Origin of the sequence: Granulicella sp. WH15 (assembly GCF_009914315.1) — a bacterium.
Classification (GTDB): domain Bacteria; phylum Acidobacteriota; class Terriglobia; order Terriglobales; family Acidobacteriaceae; genus Edaphobacter.
This window is the reverse complement of sequence record NZ_CP042596.1, coordinates 1528319-1542143: the sequence shown is the minus strand read 5'-3', so window position 1 is coordinate 1542143 and position 13825 is coordinate 1528319. Positions and strand designations below refer to the sequence as shown.

9 protein-coding genes are annotated in these 13825 nt (G+C 56.5%); 5 read left to right on the top strand and 4 right to left on the bottom strand.

Annotated elements, in window-relative coordinates; genetic code table 11:
• Nucleotides 1–190: 190 nt before the first annotated feature.
• On the top strand, nucleotides 191–1543 hold the full coding sequence (locus FTO74_RS06435) for a hypothetical protein (protein ID WP_162537403.1): 1353 nt from the start codon (nucleotides 191–193) through the stop codon (nucleotides 1541–1543).
• 99 nt (nucleotides 1544–1642) lie between these two features.
• On the opposite strand, the gene FTO74_RS06430 is transcribed toward FTO74_RS06435, so the two are convergent.
• On the bottom strand, nucleotides 1643–2452 hold the full coding sequence (locus tag FTO74_RS06430; protein WP_162537402.1) for an SDR family oxidoreductase: 810 nt from the start codon (nucleotides 2450–2452) through the stop codon (nucleotides 1643–1645).
• Between the two features lie 91 nt (nucleotides 2453–2543).
• Between FTO74_RS06430 and FTO74_RS06425 the strand changes: the two genes are divergently transcribed.
• From FTO74_RS06425 to FTO74_RS06415, 3 genes are all read left to right on the top strand, one after another.
• Complete coding sequence (locus FTO74_RS06425) at nucleotides 2544–3191, top strand: TetR/AcrR family transcriptional regulator (RefSeq protein ID WP_162537401.1); 648 nt, start codon at nucleotides 2544–2546, stop codon at nucleotides 3189–3191.
• Nucleotides 3192–3248: 57 nt separating this feature from the next.
• A complete protein-coding gene (locus tag FTO74_RS06420; protein WP_162537400.1) occupies nucleotides 3249–3389 on the top strand; it encodes a hypothetical protein in 141 nt (46 codons plus the stop codon).
• Nucleotides 3390–3569: 180 nt separating this feature from the next.
• Nucleotides 3570–4025 carry a cupin domain-containing protein gene (locus FTO74_RS06415; protein ID WP_162537399.1) on the top strand — a complete coding sequence of 152 codons (456 nt, stop codon included), beginning with the start codon at nucleotides 3570–3572 and terminating at the stop codon, nucleotides 4023–4025.
• Nucleotides 4026–4099: 74 nt separating this feature from the next.
• Here the strand turns inward: FTO74_RS06415 and FTO74_RS06410 are convergent, their stop codons facing one another.
• Nucleotides 4100–7492: a TonB-dependent receptor gene (locus FTO74_RS06410; RefSeq protein WP_162537398.1), complete on the bottom strand. Its 3393-nt coding sequence runs from the start codon at nucleotides 7490–7492 to the stop codon at nucleotides 4100–4102.
• 328 nt (nucleotides 7493–7820) lie between these two features.
• Between FTO74_RS06410 and FTO74_RS06405 the strand changes: the two genes are divergently transcribed.
• Nucleotides 7821–9413 carry a carboxylesterase family protein gene (locus FTO74_RS06405; RefSeq protein ID WP_162537397.1) on the top strand — a complete coding sequence of 531 codons (1593 nt, stop codon included), beginning with the start codon at nucleotides 7821–7823 and terminating at the stop codon, nucleotides 9411–9413.
• A 55-nt stretch (nucleotides 9414–9468) separates the two neighbouring features.
• Here the strand turns inward: FTO74_RS06405 and FTO74_RS06400 are convergent, their stop codons facing one another.
• Nucleotides 9469–11607, bottom strand: a complete 2139-nt coding sequence (locus FTO74_RS06400) for a PQQ-binding-like beta-propeller repeat protein (RefSeq protein ID WP_220399094.1) — start codon at nucleotides 11605–11607, stop codon at nucleotides 9469–9471.
• A 340-nt stretch (nucleotides 11608–11947) separates the two neighbouring features.
• Nucleotides 11948–13456 (bottom strand): hypothetical protein, encoded by a 1509-nt coding sequence (locus FTO74_RS06395; protein ID WP_162537396.1) that lies wholly within the window; start codon nucleotides 13454–13456, stop codon nucleotides 11948–11950.
• Nucleotides 13457–13825: the final 369 nt, after the last annotated feature.

Sequence of the window (13825 nt, the reverse complement as noted above, 5' to 3'; positions counted from 1 at the left end):
CGCAACATCATTGTTAAGAGGAATATCTAATCTGTTTTCTGGCATTTACCTCGCATTTACAGAAGATGTCTTGCTCACTTTTATCCTCGATTTAACAGGCCTCCGAGATGCAAAGCACGGCTAATTGCCATTTACGAGATATTCATATCGGACGTGTGTACTGGGAATACCGAAATATTTCCGGCCACGTATGAGCCACAGCTCCGCCCAACTCGAGACAGACTCTGTCGGCGTTGACGACCCGCGCTGGGAGCTCGTGGAACGAATCGTTGTATCGCCTTCTTTTATTAAGTCGCCTCGGCTTTGCAGCTTCCTGAGATACATCTGCGAACTAACCCTGCAGGGACGCGCAGACGAAATCAACGAGTTGAACATCGGCGAAGCTCTCTTTGCCCGCGCTCCGAACTATGATCCTTCCATCGATGGCATCGTGCGTTCGCATGCGAGCCGCCTCCGGCAGCGATTAGAGCAGTACTTTAGCGAGGAGGGCGCGCACGAGTCGATTCGTCTGTCGATCCCAAAGGGAGGCTACACTCCGGTGTTTGAGCCGCGCCCAGGTCCTTTCGTCGAAGAAGAGATCGTTCCATTCCCTCCTCTACTGACGAACGTCAGTGCTGCAGTCGTTTCGCCAGACACAGCAACTCCCGCTATCTCAACGCCCTGGATAGTTCGAGCGCTCACGCTGGCGCTGACCATGGCGTGCATTTCAATCATGTACCTGGTCCTTCATCAGCGAACAGGTCCCATTGCAGTGCCGGTCACTGCAACGAAACATCCTCTCTGGAGCAGCCTGTTCGGACTGGACCACCCCACGATGATTGTGGCTTCGGACACGGGTTTGACGAGTCTGCAAACCATCACCGGGAAAAATGTGAAATTAGCCGAGTACCTGAACGACGATTACCGAGATCACATTAGTCTGCCAGGTGGAACAACAATTGAGGTTGCGCGGACATTGGCGTCGCGACGTTACACCTCCATCGTCGACCTCAATATCGTCACCAAGCTCTACATGCTCCCCGGGATCCCCTTGAATCGGATACAAGTCCGTTATGCGCGGGACGTTCGTCCCAATGATTTCAAGAGCGGACCCGTCATCATGTTGGGAGCGCAGGAAGGGACACCCTGGGTGGAGCTATTTGAAGACCGGATGAATTTCGTCTTTCGGCATGATCGTCAAAAGCACTCATTCCTGGTCTTCAACCGATCACCGCAGCGAAATGAGCTTTCTCAGTACGACTCCGATCAGGCAGACCCTCTGCATAAGGTGTACGGGTTGATTGCATTACAGCCCAATCTCGAAGGCTCCGGGCAAATTCTTCTCCTCGAGGGAACGTCCATGGCTGGAACCGAGTCAGCCGCGGATTTTATCTTCGATGATGTTCGGCTTCTGCCATTCCTGAACAAGATCAAGAACGAAGATGGCTCCCTACCCTACTTCGAACTCCTTCTTCAATCCAATAATATGAATGGAAATGCATCCAAATCCGAAATTCTCGCATATCGGATTTCATCAAGCTCTCAATCAGCAGCATACCGTTGAAATTCACGATGGCTGGTCCGGCACCTGTTTGGATCGGCTTGCCTGTCCCTGAAAGCTGAGTCAGGTTCTGTGAAGACCAGGCATCCTGCTGTATCTCTGCTATCGGTCGAATCCCATACTTCTGGATACGTGAGCCACGAGTGCAGTCGTTAATCCGCGTGGCAGGATGCGACTGATCCAGGTTGACACGCGGGTGCTTAAGCGGCCCGGATACGATACGACCTTCCCCCGAGAGAAATCATCCAATGTGCGGCGCGCGACGCTTTGGGCTGAGTCCATTTTCTCCAATTTAATTGAGGTAGGGCTCTGCACAAAAAACTCCGTCGCCGTCGGTCCGGGGTTCGCTATCATCATGCGCACGCCAGATCCCTTGAGTTCTTCCGCCACGGCCTCGCTGAACAGAAGAACGAACGCCTTCGTTGCGGAATAGGTCGCGTTGTACGGGACAGGTTGAAATCCTCCATTCGAGCCAATATTGATAATGCCGCCGCTTCCACGCGCCACCATCTTCTTTCCCAAAACATGAGTGAGTTCCACGAGGCTCTGCACGTTCACGACAACGGGAATCAATTCCTCACCGAGCGGTCTGCTGAAAAATCTTCCGCTGTAGCCGACAGCCGCATTGTTCAACAATAAGTCGGGCTGAATCCCAATCCGCTCAAGTCCTTCGGCAATCGTCGAAGGCGCAGACATGTCTCCCAGATCCGCTTGAATCACCTCAGCGCGCACCTTGTAGTCGCGTCGCAGAGCTACGGCAAGCGTTTCCAACTCGGCTTTAGAGCGCGCTACGAGCACAAGATTCGAGCCCCTGGCGGCAAGTTCTTCTGCATAAGCCTTACCCAGTCCCTTGGACGCCCCCGTTACAAGAGCGAACTTTCCTTTGTAGTCGAACCTGGTCCGCCGGGTCATGTTGAGGAAGCCTCCATGCGACAACGATCAATGTCGCTACAGCGACACTAAGCGTTGTCGTATGATGTGTCAAGACATCTTGTCTTTCGGAGTGACGTTGAAAACTTGGGAGGACAATGACCCGAAAGCCTCGTTGATGAAGAGGAAGCGTGACCTGATCGTGGATGCCGCACGGGAGGCGTTTCTGAACGGTGGGTACGCGGATACTTCGATGGACAGCATCGCGAAAGGCGCTGGCGTATCTATTAAGACCGTCTATCGCCACTTTGAGAACAAGGACGATCTTTTTATTGCAGTGATGAAGGCCGCCTGCTCCGCAGAAGCTCATGACGAGTCGTCGGCACAACGCAATTGGCTCGAAAAAGCTCCTCGCGTTGGCTTGAATCTGGCTGCGATTGAATATCTTCGACACGCATTGTCCGCGGAGCAAGCAGCGCTCTATCGAGTAGTATTACGCGATGCAGGACGGTTTCCAGAACTTGGGAAGCGGTATTCGGAAGAAGTCATCCAAAATCGCAATACGCTTATCATGGAGTACCTGAAGCGATGGGGTTCTTCGCAAGGATGGAGAATCAAAGACCTACTTGGTGCTGCGAACACCTTCGCTGGGCTGTTGCGTTCGGGGTGGTTTGAATCGGTTCTGCTAGGAACAGCAGCCATTGACGAGGCTGCGCTGTTGCAGCACGCGAAGACCGGAGCGGCGCGGATGCTCATTCTGATCGAGTCACGAACGCTGTAGCCAGGTTCGACGAGATTAGTAATAACAAGTCGTCTTGTGTTTCCTAATACGCTGTCGATGAGTGACTTGGCAATTTATCACTCGTTGAGACATATCCTCGTCACCGAAGCATTCAGCAGCTCGACACCCTTCGCCTTCGCCAGCACCGTCCCCCACAGCGGTAACTCACCCGAGGATCAGGTCTCGCTCAAGCGCTGACTCCATCGTCCTCGACTCCGCCTCATGCATCATCACTGTCGGCTCCGGGTCCCTCGCGCCTTACATCTACACAGCCACGGCTTCTCTGCTCACAACCTCACCTTACTGCCTACATCTTGAAGAGCGATCTATCTCTATTGTGCCTAGCCCTATCCGTCCCAGACGAGTACCATGATCGTCATGGAAAATCTCTCTCGTCGCGATCTCTGTACCGCGCTCGCCGCCTTCGCCGCATTGGGTAACCACTCCCTGCAAGCCCAGGCTCTCACCGCAACCGATTCCGTCCTCTCGCACTCCGTCGGTTACAAGTTCGAAGACCTCCACGTTAACCGCCAGCCCAACGGATACGAGACTCGCAACATCCTCCACGGCAAGCTACCCACCGGCGAACTCGTCGACATTCACGAGACCGTGCTGCCACCCGGCCAGATCCCACACCCACCCCATCGCCATATCCACTCCGAGTTCACCCTCATCCGCGAGGGAACACTCGAGTTCCTGAACGACGGCAAGCCCGAGATCGTCGGCGCCGGTGGAGTCATCTTCGCCGCCTCCGGTGTCCTCCACGGCTGGAAGAACATCGGCACCACACCCGCAAGTTATTTTGTCTTCGCTGTCGGCGACACTAAGGTCTAATATTTCTAAAAATAAAAGCAAATAAATAGGACTTACTCGATCGAGTAAGTCCTATTTATTTGCTTCCGAAAAACCTAAAAGCTGATCGTCCCAGCCAGTTGTAGCGTACGTCCCGGAGCAGCATTATTTCCCGCCGCCGCCGAAGTGCTCGTCCCTGTAATCTGTCCAAAGCTCGAGCTAGTCATATCCGTGCTCGGGTTCGAAAACGTCGGATGGTTGAGTGCATTCAGTGCGTCGACACGCAACTGGAAGTTCACCGACTCATGAATGGGGAAGGTCCGGAAGACCGACGCGTTGAACTGCACTTGTCCGGGACCACTATAGACGTTCTTGCCGACATTTCCCTGCGTGGGTGTCTTCACTCCTTTGATGATGACGCTCGGCGGTGCCACGAACGCCGTCGTATCGAACCACGCGTGCCCCGCGCCAATTCCCTTCAGCTTGTGGAAAGGAGCAACCTGATTCGGCGTCTGCGTCGTCCCCGGAGCATTCAGCGCGGAGCTGCTCGCTGAGAAGAAGAGCGGCGTGCCAGTCTGCATCCCGAGTAGTGAACTCACCTCCCAGCCGCCCGCCAGCTTCGATGCGATACCATGCTGCAGCATCATCTTGTTCTTGCCGAAAGGAAGCTCGTACACAAAGCTTTCTGCATAGGTGTTGCGCGTATCCCATGCCAGTGGAGAATAGTCCCGGTGTGGGTCGATGTAGAAGTTATATGTCGCAAGTCCACCGCCTGTGGAGTTGAACCCCATCGCCTTCTGCCACGCAAATGACGAGAGCCATGTAAACCCGCTCGCGAAGCGATGTTCCACCCGCGCCTGTAGCGAGTTATAGTTTTCGCTTGTCCCCTTGGGCAGTAACTCCGTTGCGGCAGTACGTCCGAAGGACGCAAACTCCGGTTGGCCCGCAGCGCCTGCACCGATAGTCAGACCGGCATTCAGATTATAGTTACCCGGAATATGACGTCCCTGATTCCCGACATAAGCCAGCGTCATCACCCAGTTATGCCCCAGGCTCTGCTCTACAGCCACGTTGAACGAAGCTACGACGGGATCGTGATAGTTCTTATTCACCGAAACCCAGCTTGAGTTATTAAGCGTAGGACCCGCAGCTATTAGAACAGAGCTTGGAATAATTCCGTTCGATGGAATGGTTGGAGTAGCAGCCGTGGGGAACCCCTGCGCCAGAGTCACCGGTGCAGCAATGTAACTGCTTGTCGAATTAATCGAAATATTCTGTTTAACAGGATAGTTATAGGCATAAAACTTATCCGGAAAGGGAGAACTAGCCACACCGAATCCACCTCGCACCACCAGCGAAGGATTGGCACGGTAAGCAAATCCGACACGTGGTTGAAAGTTCTTCAGGTTCTTGTTCACCCCAAGATCCATCGGAATTCCGCCGTATCCTACCACCGAGAGGCTGTTATCCGCAGGGTTGTACTGCGAAAATCCTCCCTTCGCCTTAGGTGTCGGCGGAGCGTAGTACTCCCAACGAAGGCCATAGGTCAGCGTCAACTTGGACGTTGCCTGCCATGTATCCTGCGCAAACAGGAAGTACATCTTCTGCCGGAATGACGCATCGTTGACATTGATATCGATGCCTGCGCTGCTGATCTGATCGAGCAGAAAGCTCGCCATGTCGTTGCCATAGCTAGTCGTTACGCCCGGAGTGCCAGTCTGCCCATCGGCATAGACATACGCGCCTCGTGTGCCAAAGACCTGGCCCTGAGTAATATCATCGCGAATGGCGCGGGTCTCGGCTCCGAACTTCAGAGAATGATTCCCCAACACCTTTGTTACATTCAATACCCCATCAATATTCGTCTGTGGATCGGTCTCCGGGATGAACGCCTGGTAGCCCACGATCGGTGCCGAGTAGCCATTGATTGTAAAGTTCGGAATGCCGCTGCTCGTCAACCCATTGTTGATGTTCGGAATACCCAGATCGTTTGCCGTATTGAGTCCATAGTCGCTGGGCTGCTGCACATTATTGAAGTAGTTCACGCCAAAGCGCCCCTCTGCAAACAGGCTAGGCGAAAAAATATGCGTGTACTCCACCGCGGCCACCCAGGTGGTATCGGTTCCGATCCCCTCATAGCCACCGGCGGAAGGTCCGCCTGCGTTACCAAAGGCAGGATGCTGATTCGTATCGACAACCTCGCGGCTGTAGCGTCCCGTAAAGTGATCTTTCTCCCGAACGTTCTGGTCGACCTTGATGTCAAAGGTGTTTGATATCTGGCTCAACACCACCGACTCCTGGAAGTTACTCGTATTGCCCGCGCCCGGAATATTGGGTAGCGGAATAAGAGCCAGCACACTCTGCGGAATCTTCACCAGACGAGTCTGCGGAATCACATTCTTGGTCCCGATCGGTATTCCCTGAGAGAGGTTCGAGCTATCGGAGACGAACTGAGTGCGTCCCGTACCATCAGGATTTCCTGTTGCAGGATCATAGATCGGAGTCGGACTCGTCCGCAGATCGCCCGCCCGGAACGCCGCGCTCGGAACGCTGAATAGGCTGTACACACTGCTCACATTCGAGTAGCGCAAAAAGTCCCCAAAGATAAACGTCCGGTTTTTGAAGATCGGCCCGCCAAATGTCCCACCATCGTAGTTGTTCGTATAACGCGGAAAGATACCCGTACGGTTGAAGTACGTCCGTGCCGCTGTCGCACTCACACCGTTGTACGCATACGCCGATCCATGAAATTTGTTCGTACCCGACTTCATCGTCACGTTCGTCACCGCGCCGCCAGCGCGCCCAAACTCCGGAGCATAATTCGCTGTCTCGACGTCCACCGTCTGGATCGCCGCAGCCGGAGGAATATACACCTGCAGCAGGCCTCCACGCTGGTTGTCGTCCACACCCTCTACCTGAAGGTTGTTCACCATCTCCGACTGGCCATTCGCATGGAACGACATCGAGTTTTGCGAGTCGAAGAATGCCGAGTGATCGTAGATCGGCGTCGACATACCCGGCACCAGTTGTTGCATGCCCTGGAAGTTACGATTCGACCCCAGCGGCAGATCCTCAACTTGCTTTGTCTCGAACTGCGTGCTGATATCGGACCTGTCTGTCTGCAGCAACGGCGCCGAGTCGGTCACCGTGATCGACTGATCCACCGACCCGGTCTGCAGCATCACGTCCAAACGTGCTGTCGTATTCACCGACACCGGCACGTTCTTCGTCGTCTGCGTCTGGAACCCCTGCATCGTCACGGTGACCGTATACACCCCTGGCGGCAAAAACGTGAATTGGTAGTTTCCGCTGTCGTTCGTCGTCTGGGTCAAGGACGCTCCGGTCTGCTGCTCGGTAATCTTCACCTGTGCATTGCTGACCGACGCCTTCGCGGGGTCGCTCACTGTTCCAACAAGAGTGGCAGTCACAGCCTGGCCAAAGGCTGAAAAGGAACCGCCCAGCATCAGGGCGGCGAGTATCACGATTATCTTGAGATTGCGCACGGGCATCTTCTCCTGCAAAGTCTTTGCACAGTGACGAGATGAATCCTTGAAAGGCCAGGGCAACACGTCCTGATCGCCTTTACAGAAGGAAGCAAAATATCTCTTTACTGAGCGGCGCGATAATAGGCATATGGTCAGACCATCGTCAAGACGAAAATAAAATATTTCATTTTGTCATTGACCCGCTACACCCAAACGCCTGCAAGAACAAATACTGCTATGCCGTCATTTGCACGTTCCTGTACAGTGTCAGTCTGCATGCAGCCCATCCCGTGCATGACAGACTCACCAACTCGCAAGAGCAAGTTTCTCGCTAACAGAAAGATTCAACTCCATGCCGATTAGAACGCTACTCCGCGTTGCGGTCATCGCCTTCGCCTCCGCACCTCTCCTCGCTGCTCCCCCTGCCTCCCCCAATCCCGTCGTCTCCATCGAGAGCGGCACTATCCAGGGCACACTCGAAAACCATCTTCTTGCCTTCAAGGGCATCCCCTACGCCGCGCCCCCCATCGGCGACCTCCGCTGGCGTCCACCCCAACCGGCTCCGCGCTGGACCGGTACGCGCCCCGCAACCTCCTTCGGCCACGACTGCATGCAGCTCCCCGCACCTAGCGAGGCTGCGCCTGCGGGCACCACAAGCCCATCCGAAGATTGTCTCGTCCTCAACGTATGGACACCGGCCAACGCAGCCCACAAGCACCTTCCCGTCATGGTCTGGATCTACGGCGGAGGCTTCGTCAACGGCTCCACCTCCACCCCCATTTATAACGGCGCCAGCTTCGCCCGCGACGGCGTCGTGTTTGTCAGCTTCAACTACCGTCTCGGCCGCTTCGGCTTCTTCGCGCACCCCGCCCTCTCCCGCGCCGCCGGCTCCGAGCCTCTCGGCAACTACGGCTACATGGACCAGATCGACGCGCTCCGATGGGTCCAGCGCAACATCGCAGCCTTCGGCGGAGACCCGCGCAACGTTACCATCTTCGGCGAATCCGCCGGTGGTTCCTCCGTCCAGATGCTGCTCGCATCACCCGCGTCCGACGGTCTCTTCCAGAAGGCCATCATCCAGTCAGGCGGTGGCCGTGATAGTGCCCATCCCCGTCACGTCCTCGAGGCCGACACCAAGCCCGGCGACCCGCCCTCCGGTGAGTCTCTCGGCCTAACCTTCGCCAAATCCAAAGGCATCACCGGAGACGACGCCACTACCCTCGCCCGTCTCCGCGCCCTCCCTGCCGACGTACTCGTCGGCGGCAACAACATCCTCACCCGCCGCGTCGACCCGTCGCTCAACGCCACCTTCCCCGGCCCCATGGTCGACGGTCACATCGTCGTCGAGACCTCCGAGGCCGCCTACCGCGCCGCTCACCAGAAGAAGATCCCCCTCATCATCGGCGCCAACGACAACGACCTCGCCTATTACACCGGCGATACCGTCGACGCACTCCTGGCACCCTTCGGCGCAGCTCGCGAACAAGCCCGAGCCGTCTACGACCCCGACCACACCAACGACGTACACACTGTCGGTCTGCGCGTCGCCGCCGACCGCGCCGAGATCGAACCCGCCCGCTTCGTCGCCCGCCTCCTCACCCAGCAGGACCAGCCTGTCTACCTCTTCCGCTTCTCCTACGTCGCCGCCTCCATGCGCTCCGAGTGGCCAGGAGCCACCCACGCCTCCGAGGTCCCCTATGTCTTCGAGACGCTCAAGGCCCGCTACCCCTCCACCATTACTCCCCACGACGAGTCCATCGCCAACCTAACCCACGCCTATTGGGTCAACTTCGCCAAGACCGGCAATCCTAACGGCGACCACCTGCCGCACTGGCCCCTCTTCACCCCATCGCCGGATCAGATCTTCAACATCACCGACCAGGGCGCTATCCTCGAACCTGACCCCTTCAAAGCCCGTCTCGACCTTACGGAACAAAGCCACTAAAGGCTGCCCTATCGGACAGACCGGAGTCCCTGCACACGTAGAACGGCACCAAGTGCTAAGGCAGCGCGAACGCTACGTACACGCCTCCCGTCGGGAGCTTAGGCTCTCTTCCGCCTCCTGCCGCGATCACCACATACTCTTTGCCGTTCACCTCGTACACCGCTGGCGTCGAGTTCGCCGGATATGGCAGCGTCGCCTCCCACAGCAGCTTGCCGTCTTTCTTATCAAACGCCCGAATCTTCTTATCCAGCACCGTCGACGCAATAAAGATCACGCCTCCCGCAGTCAACACAGGTCCCCCATAGTTCTCCGACCCCGTATCCTTCAGCCCCTTCGCCGTCAGCTCCGGATACTGCCCCAGCGGCACCTTCCACAAGTACTCGCCCGTATTCAGGTCCAGCGCATTCAGCGTCCCCCACGGAGCCGCCACCGCGGGATACCCCTCCGGATCCAAAAACTTCTTATACCCTGTCGTGTCATACCGGTCCGGCCCCGCAGCCACCTGCTTCGCCTCGCCGTTCAACACATAGTTTGCAACAGCCTTCCTCTGCTCCTCCTTCAAGCCCGGAAACGGCGGCATCCTCCCCCGCCCATGCTCGACGATGTCCATAATCTGCGCGGCAGTAAACTTCTCCTCAAGGTTCAGTAGCGACGGAAACGCCGGAGGCGACCCCGCACGATTCTCCTGATGGCACACACTGCACTGCGCCTCATAGGTCGACTTCCCGCCCGATCCGCCCTCATGCTTCACCAGCGACTCGGTCAACCCCACATCGTTCGCATTGATATAAATCACATGCGTCGCCGGGTCGAACGCCGACCCACCCCACTCCGCCCCGCCGTCCCATCCCGGCATCATCATCGTCGGCTTACCCACCGTGTTCGGGTAGTACATGCCCTTGCTTACCATTCCCTTCAGCTGCTCCACCGCCCACTCATGCGCCTCCGGAGTCCTCTCGGTCAGGTCCGCCTCGGTTACAATCTGCCGCGCAAACGGAGCCGGTTTCATTGGAATCGGCTGCGTCGCCGACGTGACCTCTCCTGGAACATCGCTGGCAGGAAAAGGTCGCTCCTCAATCGGAAACAGCGGCGTCCCATCCAGCCGGTTGAACAGATACAGCCACCCCTGCTTCGACGTCTGAGCTACCGCTGGCACCTCCTTGCCGTTCCGCTTTACGGTTACCAGCGTCGGCGGCGAATCGAAGTCCCGATCCCACAGATCGTGATGCACTCCCTGGAAGTGCCATATCCGCTCCCCCGTCTCCGCCTTCAGAGCCACCAGCGAGTTCGCAAACAAATCGTTCCCTACCCTATCCACGCCATACCAGTCCGTCGCCGAAGAGCCAGTCGGCACATAGACAATCCCCCTCTCCCGGTCGAGCGTCATTCCGCACCAGTTATTCGCCGCGCCGCTCGTCTTCCACGCATCCTTCGGCCACGTCTCATAGCCGAAATCACCCGGATGCGGAATCGTATGAAAGATCCACCGCTGCTTGCCCGTATGCACGTCGTACGCCCGTATGTCACCCGGCGGCGCCGGTAGCGACTCCGGCGTAGCATCTCCCACAATCAGCAGGTCTTTATAGACCACCGCCGGACTTGTCATCGACAGCGACATCGTTGCCACATCACGCCCCAATCCCTCGCGCAGGTCGATGCGTCCCTTCTCCCCAAACGTCGGAACCACCTTCCCCGTCGCCATGTCGATCTCGTAGACGAAGTTCGTCACCCCGGCGATCAGCCTCCGCTCCTTCCCGTCCGTCCAGTACGCCAGCCCTCTCTGCGGCCTCGTACCTATCACCCCTGAGTCGAACTTCCACACCAGCTTCCCCGTCACCGCGTCCACCGCAATCACCTGCTGGGTCGGCGTATACGCATACAGCACTCCATCGAGGATCAGCGGATTCGTCTCCAACCCACCCTTCTGCCCGGTATCGAAGCTCCACACCTGCTTAAGCGTCGCCACGTTCGCGGTATTGATCTGCTTCAGCTTCGAGTAGTGGCTTCCACCCGGTCCACCGTTATACTCAGCCCAGTCCGTCTGCCCCGCCTTCACGGCCTTGTTCTTCACCTGCGCACTGCCGGCCACCGCCATCGCCAGCACTCCCACCGCGCAGGCGACAAATCCCATACGCCCCAAAACACTCCGATTGATCTTCACGATAGCCTTCCACGTTCCTTCGCCGAACTGCATTGCAGCACACCAATCTCCTTACACAACAGCGCAAGGAGGCATGATTTCGTGGAGCGATACTAATCATATGGTCAGACCACGGTCAAGATCGGGTCGCGCGACTCCGCCTCTAGCCACCATCGTGGAGGTGCCGCCGAGTATCTCAATTGCAACCAGCTACGCTTTCCCTTCAACCCATGAGCTTGAGGTCGTGCTCGCTTCAGAGGCTTGCTTGCATCCTTCACCTGCAATGGAAAAACAGGATTCTTCCCAAGTTCGATAAGGCCTCAACCCCTGATGTCATATCAACTCATCGCAGCGTGATCGATGAATAGGGCAGACTCTCATTCCGTTGGACATTTCAGTTGATCCAGGTGACGCGTTGCGATGTCTTTGCGAAGGTAGAAGCCCCATTTGTCCGGCATACCGACCGCAGAATCCGGCACATAGCAGTAGGCGTACTCCCCGTTATTTTGCTATTGGATAAAAGATAGGGAGCATGGGTTAGGGAATTCGCTCTTGTCTCCGGGCGAGTGGGGTCGATTGGACCGCCTGGAACGATCGCTTGCGGATTCCACTTGTCCAGGGTTTTGCTGACGTTCCATTTGTTGTGCCCAGGCATTCCGCCGGGATTGGTTTTGAGCGTCGCGATCGATTCATCCGCCAGCCCATTGAAGTCAGCAATTTCAAATCGAGGCAGATCGTAGCTGACCCCAAGATGAAAGAATCCGATGGAGCCGTCCCCGGGCGTCAGATTGCTTGCAATCCATTGCGAAATGAAAAATTGTTGTGCGGTCAGCGACTCATAGAACGAATTCTGTGTGACGACAGCGCTCTTGTGGCGTTGCGCAATAAGAGAAGCCAAGCTGCCCAGGACGACTACCGTCATGAAGGCGAGGAACGCGCGAAACCCCGCCGTTGTGTGCTGAGAGGGCGAAGCGGAAGGTTGACGCAGGTACATCGGGGCGATGTCCAGCAGTTCTACCAGCCGACGTTTGGATGAGGAGAACAACGCGGGGGATGAAACGGCGATCAGGACTGCCAGTACGCATACTGGCGACCAAATCATTCGCGCACCGCCTAGCCAGTCGCTGTTATACAACGCGATAGCCGCTGTCACCAGGCAGCAACTGATAACGATGAGGCCTTTTGCTCTGGGCACCGTGGTTGAGAAGGCGAAGTAGAAGACCGTCAACATCACCAGGAGTGTCAGAACGCTGTAAGAGAGGAGTCCATTCGCGACGATGTATTTGAGGATGTAGCCAAGAGAGGGTGCGGCGCCGAACTTGAGTCTCGCGGTCGTCGGTGTGAGATGGCCAAACTGATGGAGATTCAGAGCGAGAGCTGCACCTACCAGCACCATGTACGGGGCTGCTCCGAAGAGGATGAATTGGCGGGACCTTGTGGCTAAGTAAAGGACTGCGAGAATTCCAAGCGAAAGGATGAGGCCGTCTGGCCGGCACAGCGTGCCGAGAACCAGAAGAAAGGATGCGGCCAACATTCTGCGGGAGGTCATTCCGGGCTGCAAGGACAAGGCGGTTGCGAATGCCAGGAAGAATCCCTGAAAAAGGTGATCCCAGCCATTGAGAGCGAACATGAGGTTGGTCGAGGTAGACAGGAGCAATAACACGAGAAGCAATGCGTTGGTGGTGGAGCGTGAATACCAGACGATGATCGTCGCTGTACCCGCGACAGAAAAGAGGCCTAACAGTGCATAGAAAACAATAGCGACATTCGGTCGAAGCAACTCTAACAAACCGGCAAACAGATACGGAGCGATATAGGACGTCGATGGCTGAGCTACATCAATCCGGTTGAACGCCGGTATACCTCGCTCACGCAGAATATAGCCGGTTCTGAGGATGATCATGACGTCGTCGGAGAGGCGAACGGGCGATGTGAGGTGCTGCCGCGGTGGCTCAGGCTGAGACGTGCGGGCAAAGTCATAGATGTCTGGCCAAGTTGCGCATGCAACTGTGAAAATACATGCGAAGACAAACGTGAGGACAGCCGCAAGTCTTTTGTCGTTTGCGACGCGAAGGAGGCCCAAGACCGAGTTATTTTCGCTTTTCACAGTATTCCCCTACACGTCTCTTAGCGAAGACGGTTGCGACGGTTCTCGCCCGTATCCCTGAGGTATCGTTAGCGGGACCTAACGAACTTTATTCGAAACCGGGCACCCAAGTTGTCATGGAAAGGTCAATTCATAGGGGCGGTTCGTCGAGTAAAGCAGCGGAAT

Excerpts from the sequence above, each read along its gene's own strand:
- FTO74_RS06415 (WP_162537399.1), top strand. The coding sequence starts at position 3,570 with ATGGAAAATCTCTCTCGTCGCGATCTCTGTACCGCGCTCGCCGCCTTC.
- FTO74_RS06430 (WP_162537402.1), bottom strand. The coding sequence starts at position 2,452 with ATGACCCGGCGGACCAGGTTCGACTACAAAGGAAAGTTCGCTCTTGTA.
- FTO74_RS06405 (WP_162537397.1), top strand. The coding sequence starts at position 7,821 with ATGCCGATTAGAACGCTACTCCGCGTTGCGGTCATCGCCTTCGCCTCC.
- FTO74_RS06420 (WP_162537400.1), top strand. The coding sequence starts at position 3,249 with ATGAGTGACTTGGCAATTTATCACTCGTTGAGACATATCCTCGTCACC.
- FTO74_RS06410 (WP_162537398.1), bottom strand. The coding sequence starts at position 7,492 with ATGCCCGTGCGCAATCTCAAGATAATCGTGATACTCGCCGCCCTGATG.
- FTO74_RS06435 (WP_162537403.1), top strand. The coding sequence starts at position 191 with ATGAGCCACAGCTCCGCCCAACTCGAGACAGACTCTGTCGGCGTTGAC.
- FTO74_RS06400 (WP_220399094.1), bottom strand. The coding sequence starts at position 11,607 with ATGCAGTTCGGCGAAGGAACGTGGAAGGCTATCGTGAAGATCAATCGG.
- FTO74_RS06395 (WP_162537396.1), bottom strand. The coding sequence starts at position 13,456 with ATGATCATCCTCAGAACCGGCTATATTCTGCGTGAGCGAGGTATACCG.